This window comes from Sediminicola luteus (assembly GCF_040566555.1).
Lineage (GTDB): Bacteria > Bacteroidota > Bacteroidia > Flavobacteriales > Flavobacteriaceae > Sediminicola.
Map to the genome: position 1 here is coordinate 1 of NZ_JBEWYP010000004.1, position 17517 is coordinate 17517.

12 protein-coding genes and 1 tRNA gene are annotated in these 17517 nt (G+C 40.8%); 7 read left to right on the top strand and 6 right to left on the bottom strand.

Annotated elements, in window-relative coordinates:
- Positions 1–33 precede the first annotated feature (33 nt).
- Positions 34–105 (top strand) — tRNA-Arg (locus ABXZ32_RS08640).
- A gap of 53 nt (positions 106–158) precedes the next feature.
- Here the strand turns inward: ABXZ32_RS08640 and ABXZ32_RS08645 are convergent.
- The 6 genes from ABXZ32_RS08645 to cobA all read right to left on the bottom strand — a co-directional run bounded on the left by ABXZ32_RS08645 (position 159) and on the right by cobA (position 10078).
- Positions 159–1601, bottom strand: a complete 1443-nt coding sequence (locus ABXZ32_RS08645) for a rubredoxin (protein WP_354618281.1) — start codon at positions 1599–1601, stop codon at positions 159–161.
- A 12-nt stretch (positions 1602–1613) separates the two neighbouring features.
- Positions 1614–5147, bottom strand: a complete 3534-nt coding sequence (locus ABXZ32_RS08650; RefSeq protein WP_354618282.1) for a molybdopterin-dependent oxidoreductase — start codon at positions 5145–5147, stop codon at positions 1614–1616.
- A 199-nt stretch (positions 5148–5346) separates the two neighbouring features.
- A complete protein-coding gene (locus ABXZ32_RS08655) occupies positions 5347–6018 on the bottom strand; it encodes a response regulator transcription factor (protein ID WP_354618283.1) in 672 nt (223 codons plus the stop codon).
- 135 nt (positions 6019–6153) lie between these two features.
- A complete protein-coding gene (locus ABXZ32_RS08660; RefSeq protein WP_354618284.1) occupies positions 6154–7440 on the bottom strand; it encodes an alginate export family protein in 1287 nt (428 codons plus the stop codon).
- 132 nt (positions 7441–7572) lie between these two features.
- Positions 7573–8979, bottom strand: coding sequence for an MFS transporter (locus ABXZ32_RS08665; protein WP_354618285.1), 1407 nt, complete (start codon positions 8977–8979; stop codon positions 7573–7575).
- 325 nt (positions 8980–9304) lie between these two features.
- A complete protein-coding gene (cobA, locus tag ABXZ32_RS08670; protein WP_354618286.1) occupies positions 9305–10078 on the bottom strand; it encodes a uroporphyrinogen-III C-methyltransferase in 774 nt (257 codons plus the stop codon).
- Positions 10079–10204: 126 nt separating this feature from the next.
- On the opposite strand from cobA, the gene nirB reads away from it, so the two are divergent.
- The 6 genes from nirB to ABXZ32_RS08700 all read left to right on the top strand — a co-directional run bounded on the left by nirB (position 10205) and on the right by ABXZ32_RS08700 (position 17507).
- Positions 10205–12721: a nitrite reductase large subunit NirB gene (nirB, locus tag ABXZ32_RS08675; protein ID WP_354618287.1), complete on the top strand. Its 2517-nt coding sequence runs from the start codon at positions 10205–10207 to the stop codon at positions 12719–12721.
- Positions 12722–12767: 46 nt separating this feature from the next.
- Positions 12768–13148: a nitrite reductase small subunit NirD gene (gene nirD / locus ABXZ32_RS08680; RefSeq protein ID WP_354618492.1), complete on the top strand. Its 381-nt coding sequence runs from the start codon at positions 12768–12770 to the stop codon at positions 13146–13148.
- A gap of 23 nt (positions 13149–13171) precedes the next feature.
- The gene (locus ABXZ32_RS08685; RefSeq protein ID WP_354618288.1) at positions 13172–13762 is read left to right on the top strand and encodes a DUF4202 domain-containing protein; all 591 of its coding nucleotides are present in this window, start codon (positions 13172–13174) and stop codon (positions 13760–13762) included.
- Between the two features lie 121 nt (positions 13763–13883).
- Positions 13884–15734: a sensor histidine kinase gene (locus ABXZ32_RS08690; protein WP_354618289.1), complete on the top strand. Its 1851-nt coding sequence runs from the start codon at positions 13884–13886 to the stop codon at positions 15732–15734.
- Complete coding sequence (locus tag ABXZ32_RS08695; protein ID WP_354618290.1) at positions 15721–16359, top strand: precorrin-2 dehydrogenase/sirohydrochlorin ferrochelatase family protein; 639 nt, start codon at positions 15721–15723, stop codon at positions 16357–16359. Before ABXZ32_RS08690 ends, ABXZ32_RS08695 begins: the two co-directional genes overlap by 14 nt.
- The gene (locus tag ABXZ32_RS08700) at positions 16329–17507 is read left to right on the top strand and encodes a molybdopterin molybdotransferase MoeA (protein WP_354618291.1); all 1179 of its coding nucleotides are present in this window, start codon (positions 16329–16331) and stop codon (positions 17505–17507) included. The genes ABXZ32_RS08695 and ABXZ32_RS08700 overlap by 31 nt, the downstream gene beginning before the upstream one ends.
- The last annotated feature ends 10 nt before the right edge of the window (positions 17508–17517 follow it).

The following is a 17517-nucleotide window of genomic DNA, read 5'->3' on the forward strand; positions in this document are numbered from 1 at the left end:
GAAAAGTATTCCTAAATTTGCAGCTCCAAAAACAGCCTCATAGTTCAACGGATAGAATAAGAGTTTCCTAAACTTTAGATCCAAGTTCGATTCTTGGTGAGGCTACAACAAAAAACCCCTTTTAGATCAATGGATTTGGAAGGGGTTCATGTTTAGATTTAGGATATCTCAATCTGCTGCTCTATTTTTTCAAAGGACGATTTGGGAGCTTCACAAACAGAACAGACATATGACTTTGGTAATTCTTCAAATGTCGTCCCAGATACAATACTGGCTTTAAGGTCACCATAGGTGTCATCATAGATTGTCATACAAGAGGCACATTGATATACTTCTTTGATAGCTTTGATTTTTTCCTTTTTAGATGATTTAGTAATGGAATCAGTTGTACCCAATTGACTGAAGTATTTTTTGCTTAGTTCCATCAAAAGACCTGGAAGTTCAATTTTGTCAACATCCTGTGCATAGGCCTGATATATTTGAGTATTTGGGTCGAAATTCTTAAAATGCAGCACATTATAGGTAGGTCTAAAATCAAATTCCTTCACAATGGTTGGTTGGGTGTTCTTTTCAATGATGACCGATGAGAAATGGGACCTTTTTCCTGGATCATTGCTAATGCCAAAGGTAAGTCCATAGGTACTTATGTCATTTTGATCAAAACTCAATACCAAGAATTTTTTAAGTTCTAAGGCTTCCTTGTCATCTACAGGCAGATGCCAGTTCATCTCCAATTGGGAATGCCGAACATTGATCCCTTTTTGACCCAGAAAGCGTTCCAATTCAGGCCTGCTGCTACTTTTAATACCCTTTACAATAAACGATTTCCAAGGGGTGATACAAATTTTACCTACACTGTTATCCAGGCAAAATCCGCAGAATTCTTTAAGGAAATCCAAGTCATATCTATTATTTCTCCAGTAGAGGCCCAACCAAAATTGATCATCACCCATGCGATTCATTCCCTCGTAATAGGGAAAGGTAGTATAAGGGATTTCGAGTTCCTTATCCATGACCTTATTGTTGGTATCCAGACTCTTGTTAAGGATATAAAAAAGTTCATCCACATCGGCAACATCTTCATGGATGTCCTCAATGGCCAGCGCTATGGCGTTTATATCCCAACTGTAGACCAGCACTGGATAATAGGCCGATTTTGTCCAATGGGGCAACTTTATATTGAAGTACCAATAGTCTTCATGTTGGGAGGCTATGAAGTTGAGGTTTCCACTAAAAATGGGAACCAATCGTTGCTTAGGGTCTGTTATGTTAATTTTCAACTTGGGTAGATAAGTAAACCCTTCAAGAATATATAAATAAGTAGAACCCTTGAGCCAATAGGTCATATCGAAAATATCTGCGGACACATAGGAACTGACAATGTTTTGACAGCTTCTATCCGGAATAATGTCCGTATTGAACTTGGATATTTTTTCAAGCTGTTTTTCATCCATATTCTGAAGCGGAAACAAAAGGTCCTGACGGGAGCCAAAGAAAACCTCTTTAAGCCCGGCGGCCTCCAACATGGTTATGCTGTCTTTTAATTCTCCCGGGGAAGTAACTCCTCCCTTGATTAGAATTCTGTGAAGATTATCGTTCATAGTTTCTACGTATTAAGAGGCAACAGATTTCAATTGCCGATGCAGTAATTCTTTTATTTCTGGTTTACAACTTCCACAACCGAGGCCAGCGCCTGTTTCTGAACACAATTTGTTGAAATTATTACAGCCTTCTTTGATGGCATCTTTTAAATTTCCTTCTCCTACCTGGCTACAGGAACAAACCAATTTTCCTTTCAATGGCACGGAAGCGGTGTTGCCCCTTAATAGCTCGTTTCTTTTTTCGGAGAGCTCTATCTCTTCCTCAATAAGGCGTTTGAATTCCGCGAATTCATTCTTATCACCCATCAGGATGGCTCCAAGAAGTGTGTCATCTTTGACAATGCATTTTTTATAATAGCGCTTGGTGACATCCATGAAGATGATCTCTTCATAGCTGCTATCGTTAATAGGGGCGTTGACCATCCCTAAGCTGCACAGATCCAGATTTTCAAATTTTAGAATATTCATGAGTACGGAGCCATTATAAATACTGCTAAAATCACCCAAAATATACCTCGCAGCGCTGTCAGCCTGTTGTTCAGCAGCAGAGGTAATGCCAAAAAGCCCACCATTGAATTCGGCTATTTCACCTAGCGCAAAAATGGAAGGGTCACTCGTCTGTAAATATTCATTGACCACTACGCCCCTTCCTGTTTTGATATCGGAATGTTTGGCGAGTTCTATATTTGGTCTTGTTCCAATGGCATATACAATGGCATTGCACTTGATGGTTTTACCAGTCTTTAAGGTTACTGATAAGGATGATCTTTGATCACGCTCCTCAAAAACAGTGCTCACCTCATTATCAAAGTATAATTTTATGCCCCTTTCGATAACGTCCTCAGCCAAAAGTCTACTGGCGATATTGTCCAATTGCCTTTCCATGAGTCGAGGTGCCCGCTGTATAATACTGATGTTTACATTACGCTTTTTAAGAGCTGCTGCCAATTCCAGTCCCAAGAGACCGCCACCAACAATGACCATATGCTGTTCTTCCACCGGAAGTCCAGTATTTTGAAGATATTTTCTTAGGTCATCGGCATCTCCTCTTTCCCTCATGGTGAAACGTCCAGGCATATTAATTTGCACATCACTGGGAACAAAAGCTCGACTCCCAGTTGCCAACACCAACAGGTCGTATGAATGGGTCTGGTTATTGCTGTCTGTAATTTCTTTGTGTTCCTTGTCAATAGAAAGGATTCCTACCCCTGGATATAAGCTGATTTCCAGCTTTTTCAATTCCCCCTTCTTAAGTTTTTCCAATGCTTCCCAAGAAAGCTCTTCACTCACGTATTCGGGCAATAATACCCTATTATAAAACGGTTCCTTTTCTTTGGAGAAGACATGGAGCTCGTCCTTTTCATTTTTGTCCCGGTACGATTGAACAAAGCGGTATGCTGCCGCCCCGGCACCTACCACAATAATTTTCTGCTTTGGTTTTTCATATTTAACCACTTCTACAGCGCAGTATTTAAAATCGGGTTCTTTTGATACGGGATCTACTAAATCATTGGTGATATTATTGGCTCTGCCAAAATCATTGTTCAAAACCTTACCCCAATGCATCGGTAAAAATACTACCCGTTCCCTTATATCGAAATTCACTTTTACCTTCACCTGAACCTGACCACGGATACTTTTTATAATGGCAACATCTCCATCTTTAAGTTGACGCAAATAGGCGTCTACCTTGTTTATTTCTAGATAAGGCTCTGGAATATGGGTTAGAAGTCGTTTTACCTTACCGGTTTTGGTGCGGGTATGCCATTGATCACGGACTCTTCCCGTGGTTAAGATCAAGGGGAATTCTGGGGATGTTTTTTCCGATTGGTTATAAATTTTATGAGGCGCGTTGAAATGGGATTTATGGTCATTGGTAAAAAACCTACGGTCCGAAAACAATCTTGGCGTTCCTTTATGGGTATTGTGGGGTACAGGCCATTGAAAGCTGCCCTCCTTAATTAAACGTTGATGTGAAAGTCCAGAAATATCTATTTCTGTGCCTTTGGTCAAAAGGCAGTGTTCATCATAGACTTCGGAGACATTGTTGTAGCCGAATCCTGTAAAGCCCATTTTTTGGGCAAACTTCCAAAGTATTTCGGCATCTGGAAGAGCCTCACCCGGGGCATCTATGACTTTTGGTAAGTAGCTAATTCTTCTTTCAGAATTGGTCATTGTGCCATCCTTTTCCAGCCAACCTGCTGCTGGGAGCACTAGATCTGCATATTTGGTGGTTTCCGAATTGTGGGAGATGTCCTGAACTACCACGAAACTTGCCTTTTCCAGTGCCTTTTCAACTTTGTGGGCGTTGGGCATGCTTACGATAGGATTGGTGCAAATCACCCAAATTGCCTTTAGTTTTCCACTGTCGAGGGCATCGAACATTTCTGTGGCCGTTAGGCCTGGTTCTGATTTTATGGGCTTGCCACCCCAAAATTCTTCAATTTCCTTCCTATGATGTGGGTTCCCCAAGTCGCGGTGTGCCGCCAATAGACTGGCCATGCCGCCTACTTCCCTACCGCCCATGGCATTGGGCTGTCCTGTCAGGGAAAACGGTCCAGCACCTGGCTTTCCTATCTGCCCCGTTAAAAGGGATAAATTCATTAAAGACACATTTTTGGAAACTCCTATGACACTCTGGTTGAGACCCATGGTCCACATACTAATAAATGCCTTCGCATTCCCAATATATTGCGCCGCTTTACGAATATCGTCTGCGGAAATGCCACAAAGATCAGCTGCTTGGCGTATGGAAAGCTGAAATGCACTTTCCTTACAGGCATCAAAGTTAGCGGTGTGTTTTTTTATAAAGCTTTTGTCAATTTTTTTCTTTTCAATCAACCATCTCGCAATGGCATTGAACAGGATCACATCTGTACCCGGCAAAATCTGTAAATGTAGGTCGGCGGAAGCACAGGTCTGCGTCTTTCGGGGATCTACTACGATAATTTTTACATTGGGATTTTTTTCTTTGTGCATTTCTATGCGCCTAAAAAGTATAGGGTGGCACCAAGCCGGATTGGCCCCTGCAATAAGGAAACAATCTGACAATTCTATATCATCATAGGAAATCGGTACTGCGTCTTCCCCTACCGTTTTTTTGTAACCTACCACAGCGGAACTCATACATAACCTGGAATTCGTGTCTATGTTATTGGTTCCGATAAAGCCTTTTGTCAGTTTATTCACCAAATAATATTCCTCGGTGAGGCATTGTCCAGAAACATAGAAGCCCACACTGTCCGGACCATGTTTTTCTATGATGCTCTTAAAAACGGCCGCGGCACGGTCTATAGCGGTATCCCAGGATACCCGTTGCATAGGATGGTTGCGACTCCAACGCATTTCGGGATAAAGGATCCTGTCACTAAGGTCTTGGGCAACATAATTGAGATTTTTGCCTTTTGAGCATAACATGCCTTTATTCACGGGATAATCAGGATCGCCCTCAACACTAATAACTCCTTTTGCATCTTTTTCTACTAGAATACCGCACCCGACTCCACAGTAGGAGCAAATAGTCTTATGTACATTCTTTTTCAGCATGATATTCTGTCTTGGAAGAATACTTCTGTTTAGAAGATGAAATTACAAAATTAAGTATAAATACGTAGTGTTGTTTTGGTAATAGTTCTTAGGATTTCAAGGTGAATCCATAAAATAGGTAAGGGGAAATTGGCATTAATATCAAAAACCACTATTTAGGTGGTTTATGAAATATAATATACTTTGATTTTTGTTTAAATTAAACCAAGTTATGCAGTTGGGCCTTTTTTGAAAGATCAATTAAATTTTTCACATCCATTTTTCGCATCAGGTTGAACCGATGTGTCTCAATGGTGCGTTTACTTTTATTGAGTTTTTCAGAAATTTGTTTATTGGTAAGACCCGAAAGTACAAGTTCCAATATTTGAAGCTCTTTACTCGTGAGGTCGAAAGGCTTTTCTTCTGACTTGTTTGTGGTAGCAGATGGTAGAGGTGCCGCTGATTTGTTCAAAAGATTATTGACAAGGACATTGCTAATATCTCCACTAAAATATTTGCCTCCATCCCTTACAGTATGTATTGCCTTTAAGAATTCGGTCTTCCCTGTGTCTTTTAACAAATAGCCACTGGCACCAGCGTTCACGGACTTTAAAATGTATTCCTCTGAATCGTGCATGGATAGAATGATGCACTTTGTGTCCGTACCTTGGTTCTTTAAGATTTCAACGGCTTCAATCCCGTTCATTTCGGGCATGCGAATATCAATGATAAGCAGGTCGGGTTGTTTTTCATTGACCATGGCTATTGCTTCCTTTCCGTTGGAAACTTCCCCTATGACTAATAAATCTTTTTCTTCTTCCAAAAGGGCCTTGATGCCATCCCTTACCAGGGAGTGGTCGTCTGCTAATACAATACTTGTGGTTTTGTTCAAAACAATCAATTATTACAACACAAATATAGGGTAAAAATAAAACTAAGTATTCATACGGTATTGTTTATAAATTAAAAAACGATCACCGTCTGCAATTGCATACGATGATCGTTTGGTACTATCTTAATTAAATGATTAGTCTTTGTTAGTGTTCAAAAATTTGGGTTTGATAACCAACATCGCCCATGCCCAGTTTTGGGAGCTAGCGGCCAAATCTTTTGTGGTGCCTTTCAATTCATACATTCCGTCACTTGCAAATAGTTGTGAATATCCCAACATTAGTGAGTATCCATTAAATTTTTGAGCAAGTACGAAATCTAACTCCGTGCCCAAAGCTTTTTCACCACTTGGCAACTCCTGTTCTCCACTAAAGTTTAGGGCCTTTACCATTAAGCTCGACTTTTCCCCTAGCTTGAAATTGGCACTTACGTGTACATCGAACAATCCAATTGAATTTGCGTGGTTGCCTACGTAGAAGTAATCCATAAATCCGTTGAACTTGTGGTTGGTGCCGTAAAGAGGGAAAAATGCTTCCGTTCTATTTGTAGTATTGGTGTCATTGCCACTTATGATTTCTAAGCCTGCACCCAATCCTATTTTATCTGAAGCTTTATAGGTAATGTCCAAACCAAGGAGATAGGCATTACCAACATTTATGGCACCTTGTCTTTCCCCAGTTTGAAGAAAAGCATTTACTGCAGCTCCAAAACCTCCTTTGTTATAGTCTAGATGAGTTCCAATGGTTTGTAGGTTGCTGATCCCATCTGGTGTGACGCCATCGCTTTCAAAATTTTGAAAACCATTGTTCAATAGCAAGAAGCTTCCAGTTAGATTCTCCCAGCCTTGTTTAAGGTATAGATATTGCATGGTCTTGTAGGTAAAAAAGCCTGTTGTGTTATAGGCTGTCCCTACCGACTGGAAACCAGATGGATTGTCATAATCCTGACTAAAGGCCAATCCCAAATCAATTTGAAACTTGTCTTTTTCATATTTCAATAAAGCTGCATCATGGTTTCGTGCTTGTTGGGTCCAACCTACACTTCCTAAAATACGTTCGTCATCATAATCCAAAGTCTGCCTTCCTATTTTAGTAGAAAAGCCACTGCCTAAATTGATATTAGCCCACGCCTCAAAAATAGCGAAGGAATTGTTTTCATCATCTGGCAGTAATTGTCTGTTTTCTCCCCAAACAATTACGTCTTGAAGGCTAACATAAACAGAGTAGGCGTCAACGGAATAACCGGTGTTAAGGCGAATTCTGGTAGACACTCCAAAGCCGGCATCGGCCCCATCGGCTATAATAGTGCCAAATCCGTGACGGAATTCTGTTCTAGGACGAAATTCACCATCAATGGTAAGCTGTGCGCTTATCACTTGCACGGTTAAAAATATAAGTCCTATTAATAAATGTTGTTTTTTCATAATTTTATTATTGAGGTGGTTGGTCAATTCGTATTTACAATCCATGGTAAATTGGTAAAACCAAAAACAAATTGTATTCATTCCACAATTGTACATCAGGTTATACGGGGTTTAAAAATTCAAATTTGATAGTTATTTATCCCCTGCTGAAAATTGTATGGCACGGACTTCAACCTCTTCTTCGGCAGCAGCAAACTTTATGGCTAGCGCCATGAGGGCCGATACCACTACAAATCCCCCTATAAGAAAGTAACCACTGGATACAGCTGAGGCAGCCGCTGAGGTTTGGGCAGCCTTTATGACTTGTTCCCCAAACTCACTATTTGAATTTATAGCCGCACTTTCTGCTACGGCGGATTTCGATTTTAAAAATAGGGCTGCTAAAAAAGCACCTACATTTCCACCTGCACCAACGATACCCGAAATAGAACCAATGGCTTTTTTATTGATAAAGGGCACTACGGAAAAAGTAGCTCCCTCTGCCATTTGAACGGTTAGACTAAAAGCAATAAGGAATATCATTCCAACTGCCAAGCTTGTAGTGATGGAGAATAGTGACAACATTGCGCCCTCTGCGGCCAAGATCAAGGCCAAGAAAATGACCCTTCCTCTCAGGCCTTTTAATTTTCCAAAAAGGTCACCAAAATAACCCCCCAATGTTCTTGCAAAAATGTTCATCAAGGCAAAGGATAGCACTAAATTTCCTGCTGTGCTTCGATCCAAACCAAATCTATTCTGGAGATAGTCATCCATGGTTCCATAAACCGTGAGTTCCATTCCAAAACAAGCCGCATAAACTAAGAAAAGAATCCATACCCTATAGTCTTTTAAAGTGCTTATAAAGGAGACCTCGTCTTTTTTCAGCATTGGCATTTCTCCGGATATTTTAAGATCGGCAAAATTACCTTTTGGGGTATCCTGTGTAAAAAAGTAATAGATTAGACCCATGGCCAAGCATAAAAATCCTGCGATTACCATGGAATAACGCCAAGCGATATCTTCGGCAACACCAAAACTAATAACAGCCGCGGCGATCAGGGGCATTCCCAATCTGTTGGCCCCGCCACCTAAATTACCCCATCCTGCGGAAGTGGCATTGGCAGTTCCCACTATTTTTGGGGCGAACATAATGGAGGTATGGAATTGGGTGATTACAAACGAGGCCCCTATAAAGCCAATAAACAATCGGCAGATCAAAAACTGTAGGGGTGTTTGCACAAATCCCAAAAGAATGACGGGGATGGCACCAAGAATAAGTAAATAGGTATAACAAAGTCTTGGGCCGTATTTATCACATAATTTACCTATTAGTAATCTGGCAAATACAGTTCCCGATACGGCCAAGATAATGGAATTCCATTTCTGTGCTGGGGTTAAGCCTAGATCCTTTACGACATCAGGCATGAAAGGAACAATGCCAAACCAGGCGAAGAAGCATATAAAAAAGGATATGGACGTTATCCAAAACGTACGCATGGGAATGCTCTTAAAGTTCAATAATTCAAGTTTTGTGGCTTTTTCTGATACAGTTGATTTCATAGTGTTGTTAATTATGTTCTACTTCAGTATATATTGCTGCGGTAAAATTAAGTACTAATACGTAATAATACGTATTTTGAAAAAAAAAGAGACTTAAATACGTATGTTTTACGAAATAGAAGAAAAATCGACTTGTATCTTAAGGGATATTAAAAATGGATAAGCAATATTTATGGGATTGATGCCCATGGTGTTATGATTGGTTATGGAAAATCAACAGTTCTGTGGCTAACCAGAAATAATTAGCGCTTAGATAAAGGCAAATTATGACCAATGTCACAGATTGGACATTTGCTATACCTTAATATATGATTGAGAAACGTGATTAAAGATTGGAATTGAGCACCCGTTGAAGTTCTTCATCAAAAAATGAGGGGTGTTCCGCAACCACGTCACCAATGACAATTATGCCGGGAAGCGTCGGGTCTATTTGCCGTATCATTGCTTTCGTTCCAAGCAACGTTCCGGTTATACAGGATTCTTTATCTAGGGTGCCGTTCTGTATCAGGGCAATGGGAGTATAACTTTTTCTGTATTTGCTTACTTCCTCTGCGATAGCCTTTAATTTTCGAACCCCCATTAATATGACTATTGTGGCTGATGACTGTGCTGCCAAGGATAGATCATCAGAAAATGACCCGTCCCTTTTTGTGGCGGTCATTACCCAAAAACTACTACTTATTCCCCTTCGCGTCACTGGGATTCCCTGGCTGGCAGGAACTGCAATGGCACTTGTGACACCGGGAATTACTGTTATCGGTATGCCAAAAGATTCCACATATTCTATTTCCTCGCTTGCCCTTCCAAAAACAAATGGGTCGCCACCTTTTAAGCGAACTACGTGCCCATGAGTATACGCTTTCTCTACAATGATTCTATTAATATCGTCTTGAGTAAAGGAGTGCTCACCACATCGCTTGCCTACGTATATTTTTGGAATGTTTTCATCAACTTCATTCAATAGTTCTTCACTGATCAGGGCATCATATAAAATGATATCTGCCTTTTGTAAGGTGCGTAAACCCTTTACCGTAATAAGGTCACTACTGCCTGGTCCTGCGCCTACTAAACTTACTGTTGGGACTTTGATTGTGCTCATATTATTGAATTTTAAGGGGTAACAATTATTAAATTCTCAGCAAAACTACGTATTTATTTTTATAAAAATAGTAATAAAATACGTAATAATACGTAATATTGCCTTGTAATACCTAAAACAATACGTATGAAGACGGTTATAGTTGTTGGAAATGGAATGGTAGGATACAAGTTTTGCGAAAAATTTGTGGCCAAGGCCGACAAAGAGGCCTACCAACTGATTGTATTTGGAGAAGAGCCACGGGTGGCATATGATAGGGTTCATTTAAGTGAGTTTTTTGAAAATGCCGATGCAGAACGATTGTCCTTGGCCCCAAGATCGTGGTATGAGGATAATGGAATTCAACTTTATACGAACGAGCGGGTAACTGACATCCATAGAAATTCCAAGACCATTACCACGTTGAGTGAAAAAACACTGTCCTATGATTATTTGGTTCTGGCCACTGGATCTACTCCTTTTGTTCCTTCTATAAATGGGGTGGATAAAGAAGGGGTTTTTGTATATCGGACCATTGAGGATCTGGAAGAAACTTTGGCATATGCCGAGAAAATAAAGAAAACCGTAAAATCCCCCAAGGCGGCAATTTTAGGTGGGGGACTGCTTGGCTTGGAAGCGGCCAAGGCGGTTATGGATATGGGACTGGAGCCCCACGTTGTGGAATTTGCTCCTAAACTGATGCCAAGACAATTGGATACCAGAAGTAGCAAAGTGTTACAAGTGAAGCTGGAGTCCATGGGGATTAATATCCACCTAAGTAAAGCGACCAATCAAATTTTAGGCAACGGACAAATAACCGGGATGGAATTTGGGGAAGATGATCTGTTGGAAGTGGATATGTTAGTAATTTCCGCAGGGATTAGACCGAGGGATGAATTGGGTAAAAGCTGTGGCCTGACCATGGGAACAAGGGGTGGTATCGTAGTGGACAACCAAATGAAGACTTCTGATCCCAATATTTTTGCCATCGGTGAAATCGCTCTGTACAATCAAATGATCTATGGTCTGGTGGCTCCCGGATATGAAATGGCTGGCGTGGCGGTAGATCAAATATTGGGGGATACGGCGACTTTAATGGCGGCAGAAATTGATATGTCAACCAAATTAAAATTGATTGGTGTTGATGTTGCCAGTTTTGGGGAGCCGTTTATGCCACCAGAAAAAGGGCACTCCATCATTTTTGAAAATAAAACGGAAAGCTTATATAAAAGGATCAATGTGACCCATGACGGTAAAAAGTTGTTGGGCGGTATATTGGTTGGGGACGCCAAGGATTACAATATGCTCTTGCAGATGTACCTAAACGAAATGCCACTTCCCAAAAATCCTGAAAACCTAATCTTGGGGAGCCGCGGAGGGGAGGATGTTTCCTTTGGTAGTGCCATGGATCTTCCCGATACCGCAGTAGTGTGTTCCTGTGAGGCGGTGACCAAAGGACAGATCTGCTGTTCGGTCAAGGAAGATGGAAATGAGACCATGAAAGCTATTTCAAAAGCTACCAAGGCAACTACGGGCTGCGGAGGCTGTAAGCCCATGGTAGATGACTTGGTAAAGGAGACCTTAAAATCCTTGGGCAAAGTGGTAAAAGAAACCATTTGTGAACATTTTGCCTATTCGAGACAGGAACTTTATGATATAGTAAAACTGAAGGGAATCCAGGATTATGATGAATTGCTGGATACCCATGGGAAAGGAAATGGATGTGAGGTCTGTAAGCCTGTAAGTGCCTCAATTTTCGCCAGCATTTATAACGAAACAGCCAATAAACAAGAATCCATACAGGATTCCAATGATCGCTTTTTGGCTAATATTCAGCGAAATGGCACCTACTCTGTGGTGCCAAGAGTGGCTGCTGGGGAAATTACACCCAAGCAAATGATTGCCATGGGAAGAATAGCCCAAAAATATGATCTCTACACCAAAATAACCGGGGGACAAAGGATAGATATGTTTGGGGCAAAATTGCACGAACTCCCCCTTATTTGGGAAGAGTTGATCGCCGAAGGTTTTGAAACCGGACAGGCTTATGGGAAATCTCTTCGAACGGTAAAAAGTTGCGTTGGTTCTACATGGTGCAGGTACGGGATGGATGAAAGTGTCAGTTTTGCCATTGAAATAGAGAATAGGTATAAGGGCATACGGTCCCCTCATAAATTTAAAGGCGGAGTATCTGGTTGTATACGGGAATGTGCCGAAGCAAGAGGTAAAGACTTTGGCTTTATAGCAGTTGAAGGTGGCTGGAATGTTTATATCTGTGGTAATGGCGGTGCCAACCCAAAACACGCCCTGCTATTGGTAGAAAAGGTTGATAAGGAAACAGCAATCAAATATGTGGACAGATTTCTCATGTTCTACATCCAAACCGCACAGCCACTAACCAGAACAGCAGCTTGGTTGGATAAATTGGACGGGGGAATTGATTATGTGAAGGATGTTGTGATAAATGACTGTCTGGGAATTGTAGATAAACTTGACAAAGAAATGCAAGCCCTTGTTGATTCTTATAAATGTGAGTGGAAGGAAGCTGTTGAGAATCCAGAAATAAGAGCTAAATACACTCATTTTGTAAACTCAAATTCTGAAGATGAAAATATAGAGTTTGTTTCCCTTAGAGAACAAAAAATGCCAGCCCCTTGGAATTAACAACAATTGTTTTTTTTCAAGTCAATAACCTTTAAAATGTAAGATGATGATAGATTCACTTTTAAAAAACTACACGAGCGTTGAAGAAGATCAGGTCACCGTTTGGTTCAAGGCAGCCGAGGTTACTAAATTCCCCAAAAATGGAGGGGCGTGTGTAAAATATAAGGAGAAACAGATCGCTGTTTTTAACTTTACAAGGGAAGGGGTTTGGTACGCTTGCCAAAACCTTTGTCCGCACAAAATGGAAATGGTACTGTCAAGAGGGATGATAGGGGAGGATATGGGTACTCCAAAAGTTGCATGTCCCCTACACAAAAATACATTTTCCTTAAAAACCGGAGAGAATTTAAACGGGACTTTGGAGGCTATTGCGATTTATCCCGTAAAAGTAACGGATGGCTTTGTGTATATTGGTTTTTCTGAATAGCTTTGGAACAAACCCATATCCTCATGGAAGTGACCAATAAACTACAGAAGGCCTTTGAGCTTTTTGACCTGGCTAATGAAAAAGATCCGAATAGGGAAGTATTCCAAGGGAAGTCCTATTCAAAAGAGGTTTTGTATGCCATGCGTATGACCGAAAAGCTGAATAAATTTGCGCCAGATGCTTCAGAGCCTTTAAGGCTAACAGCTCGTTGCCAGCATATCTGTAGGTGGGAGATTCCAAGGGAATCCTATGAAATGAACAGGGTGGGGTATTTGAAATGGCGACAGGATCTTAAAAAATTTCATGCTGAAAAAGCAAGTGGAATTTTAAAGGAAGTTGGATATGATCAAAAAACCATTGATACAGTAGCCTTCCTATTGGAAAAGAAGCAGCTTAAAAAGAACGAAGAAACCCAGACGTTGGAAGATGTTATATGTTTGGTATTTCTAGAATTTTATTTTGAGCCCTTTATAGAAAAACACTCTGAAGAAAAATTAATAGACATCCTTCAAAAAACCTGGCGAAAAATGTCCAATAAAGGACACGAAGCGGCACTTAAATTACCATTGTCCGAAGGTGCTTTAGCCCTGGTTGGGAAAGCTCTACAAGGGTAGTGGCCAATTACAATTAATTTGGGTACATTAAGTTTAATTCTGCAGGTCTAATTCTGCACTCTAGAAGTTTCTGGCCATCAAATAATAATACGAAAACTTTCCGTTTAGAAAACAGAATTTAATGAACAGCGATAAGTTGCAACAGCCTTTAGATGCCGCCACCTTTCAAAGAATGCGAAAGTGGTATGTCCTTGCCTTGGCAGGCATTGCGCTCACCATTATCAGTGCCCAGATTCTTATCCAAAAACATTTAAATTCCCAATTGGATGATTCCAGAATCATCAACGTGGCTGGAAGGCAACGCGCGTATAGTCAAAAACTTGTCAAAGAAATCTTACTGCTCAAGGAGTCTGAGGGGATTGTATCGCAAGAATCTGTACTCAGGGATTTAAAACAAACATTATACGTTTGGACCACATCCCACCAGGCACTGCAATTTGGGAATGATTCCATGGGACTAAAGGTGGAGGAGGACCCGGATATTTTGGCGCTTTTCAATAAAATTGCTCCGCACCATATAGCAATGGTAGACGCAGCGGAAGATGTTCTTTCCCAATTTGGGGTTGCCGATAAATCAACTTCCAATCGCTATCAAAAAGATTTGACCATATTGCTCCAACATGAGCGCACCTTTTTGGACTTAATGGATACAATGGTAAATGATTATGATCAGCGCAGTAAGAAGCAACTACAAAATTTAAAGTATAAGGAGTATTTGTTGTTGGGGTTCTCATTGCTGATTTTGATGTTGGAAATGTTATTTATTTTTAGACCGATGTCCATTCAGATTCGTAAGACCATCAAAAATCTATTGGAAAGTCAGGTTAGATCGGAAAAACATTCCATGGAAATCGAAAAATTGTTCCAGGAAAAGGAAAAATCGCTTCTGGAGTTACAGGAACTGAATTTTGTCATAGATAATGCTGCTTTGTTTGCAAGCGCCAAAAATGATGGGAGTATTGTATTTATGAGCAAAAAGTTTTTGGAGCTGCTGGAATGTGAGAAAGAAGATCTAAATAAACCATTGTCAGAGATTTTAACGGTAGACGAAGGGCAACAACAATACCTAAAAGAAATTCTAAAAAGTAATAGGCAGCAACTTCGTTCCGAGGAGATCAAGGTAAGGACCAAAAAAGGTGATGACCTATGGTTGGACATGTCCATTACTCCTATGTTGCAATCTGCGGTAAAACAAAGTATTCTGATCTTGTGTTCCGATATTACAGAACGCAAAAAGAACCAGCTGAAAATAGAGCAGTTGACCAAGGAAAAGTATGAAGAGAGTATCAAACAAAAACAATTACAGGCAAGTCAGATTGTAGAAGGGCAGGAAGAAGAGCGGAAAAGAATTGCTAAGGATATCCATGATGGCATCGGCCAAATGCTAACCGCCCTCAAATTTAATATTGAGTCCATCAATCTGGAAAATAGTGAAAAAGCAGCCGAAAAGATCGCCTATCTAAAAACCTTAACTACAGATTTGATTAAGGGAGTTAGAACTGCTACCTTTAACCTAACCCCTCCCGAACTTAGCGATCATGGAATATTCCCAGCCCTACAAAAAATGGCTATGGAGCTATCCAAATTAACAGGGAAGAACATTTTGTTCGAGAACAAATCTGAAGAGAATATTAGGTTCGATTCTTTAGCAGAAACCAATATTTATAGGGTTACCCAAGAAGCGGTGAACAACGCAATAAAATACGCCGAGGCCAATTATATTTTAGTGACCATTAACTTTAGGGATGGAATTTTAAGCGTGGTCATTGATGATGATGGAAAAGGTTTTGATGATACCATACTTCAGAACAAACCAGATAACAGTAGTGAAGGAGGGATGGGGCTGTTTTTTATGAGAGAAAGAATGAGCTATATCAATGGACGATTGTTCATTAACTCGGTCCCGGGAAAAGGAACTAGGGTTACCATTAATTATAAGACAGAAAAAGACATCCATTATGGAGCGAAATGAATTATACCCTGTATTTTTAAAAGTATCACAATTGAATGTTCTCATTGTGGGAGGGGGCAATGTGGGGTTGGAGAAACTGACTTTTTTGTTGAAATCAAGCCCAAATGCACAGGTGGAAATGGTCTCCCTTGAATTTTTGGAGGACACCTTGACTTTGGCGAAGCAACACAATGTAAAAATCACCTACGATGCTTACCATGAAAAATATTTGGAAGGCAGACATATGGTAGTTGCCACCACGGATAAAGTGGAGGTTAATGAACAGGTGTACCATGATTGTAGGGCGCGAACCATTCTAGTGAATGTTGCCGATAATCCGCCCTTCTGTGATTTTTATATGGGTGGTATCGTAACCAAAGGAAATGTAAAAGTGGCAATATCCACCAACGGAAAATCCCCTACAACGGCCAAAAGGTTGCGTCAATTCTTTGAAGATGTTATCCCTGAAAATATAGACGATCTGGTACTGAACTTAAATGAATATCGGAAGACCATTAAAGGGGATTTTGAGGAAAAAGTAGAAACCTTAAATGAATTTACCAAAGGACTTGTCAGTAAAAAGGGCGATAACGAGCCCATTAAAAATGAAACTATATGGTCTCGGTTGAAGAAGCACTTCAGATAATTGCCAAAAACACTCCAATTCTGCAAAGTGTAGCCCTTCCCTTGACTCAAACCAAGGGGATGGTCATGGCGCAAGATGTGCTTGCCCCTATAGATCTGCCTCCTTTTGACCAATCGGCCATGGATGGATATGCGATCAATATCCATCACGAAAAGAAATATACCATCATTGGAGAAGTCGCGGCTGGGGACGGAAAAGAGGTTCGTTTAAAGGTTGGTGAGGCTGTGCGGATCTTTACAGGGGCCATGATACCTAAGACAGCCAATGCAGTTGTTATGCAAGAAAAAGTAACAAGGCTTGGGGATAGTATTGTGCTTATGGACGAGGCTGTTACTGGAAGCAATATAAGGCCATGTGGCGAGCAAATAACCAAGGGTGTTCTAGCTTTGCCAAAAGGCACTGAGCTTACCCCTCCGGCCATTGGATTTTTGGCGGGAATGGGGATTAGGGAGGTTAATGTTTTTGATAAGCCTAGAGTTGGGATCGTAATCACCGGTAATGAGTTGGTGGAAGGAGGCGAAGCGTTGAAGCCAGGTCAAATTTATGAGGGCAATTCCAAAATGCTTTTGGCGGCTGTTAAAGGGTATGGAATAGAGACCTGTACAACGTATCAGGTAGCGGATAATTTTATGGCTACCTGTGAGGTGCTTACAAAGGCCTTTCTAGAGAATGATGTGGTTCTTGTGAATGGGGGCATCTCTGTAGGAGACCATGACTATGTATATAAAGCCTTAAAAGCATTGGACGTAGAGCCTTTGTTTTATAAGGTGAGGCAAAAACCAGGGAAACCTCTGTTCTTTGGAAAACGGGGAAATAAAATTGTCTTTGCCTTGCCAGGGAATCCGGCAGCGGCACTGACTTGTTTTTATCTTTATGTATACCCTGCCTTTCAAAAAATAATGGGTCAATTGGGGAGTGGATTAGAGAGAAGAAAACTAATGATTACTACCTCAGTAACAAATACCTTCGGCAGGGCCTTGCTACTAAAAGCCAGGGTTCTACAAAATGGGGAGGTAGAAATTCTGGAAGGACAAAGTTCGGCAATGTTGCACACTTATTCCCTTGCCAACGCCTTGGTGTATGTGCCAGAATCGGTATCCGAAATCCATAAGGGTGGTGTGGTTGAGGTATTGGTATTTCCTAATTAAAACTATGGCG

Coding starts and splice junctions, on each gene's coding strand:
- ABXZ32_RS08645 (WP_354618281.1), bottom strand. CDS start 1,601: ATGAACGATAATCTTCACAGAATTCTAATCAAGGGAGGAGTTACTTCC.
- ABXZ32_RS08690 (WP_354618289.1), top strand. CDS start 13,884: ATGAACAGCGATAAGTTGCAACAGCCTTTAGATGCCGCCACCTTTCAA.
- cobA (WP_354618286.1), bottom strand. CDS start 10,078: ATGAGCACAATCAAAGTCCCAACAGTAAGTTTAGTAGGCGCAGGACCA.
- ABXZ32_RS08665 (WP_354618285.1), bottom strand. CDS start 8,979: ATGAAATCAACTGTATCAGAAAAAGCCACAAAACTTGAATTATTGAAC.
- ABXZ32_RS08660 (WP_354618284.1), bottom strand. CDS start 7,440: ATGAAAAAACAACATTTATTAATAGGACTTATATTTTTAACCGTGCAA.
- ABXZ32_RS08685 (WP_354618288.1), top strand. CDS start 13,172: ATGGAAGTGACCAATAAACTACAGAAGGCCTTTGAGCTTTTTGACCTG.
- nirB (WP_354618287.1), top strand. CDS start 10,205: ATGAAGACGGTTATAGTTGTTGGAAATGGAATGGTAGGATACAAGTTT.
- ABXZ32_RS08695 (WP_354618290.1), top strand. CDS start 15,721: ATGGAGCGAAATGAATTATACCCTGTATTTTTAAAAGTATCACAATTG.
- ABXZ32_RS08700 (WP_354618291.1), top strand. CDS start 16,329: ATGGTCTCGGTTGAAGAAGCACTTCAGATAATTGCCAAAAACACTCCA.
- ABXZ32_RS08650 (WP_354618282.1), bottom strand. CDS start 5,147: ATGCTGAAAAAGAATGTACATAAGACTATTTGCTCCTACTGTGGAGTC.
- nirD (WP_354618492.1), top strand. CDS start 12,768: ATGATAGATTCACTTTTAAAAAACTACACGAGCGTTGAAGAAGATCAG.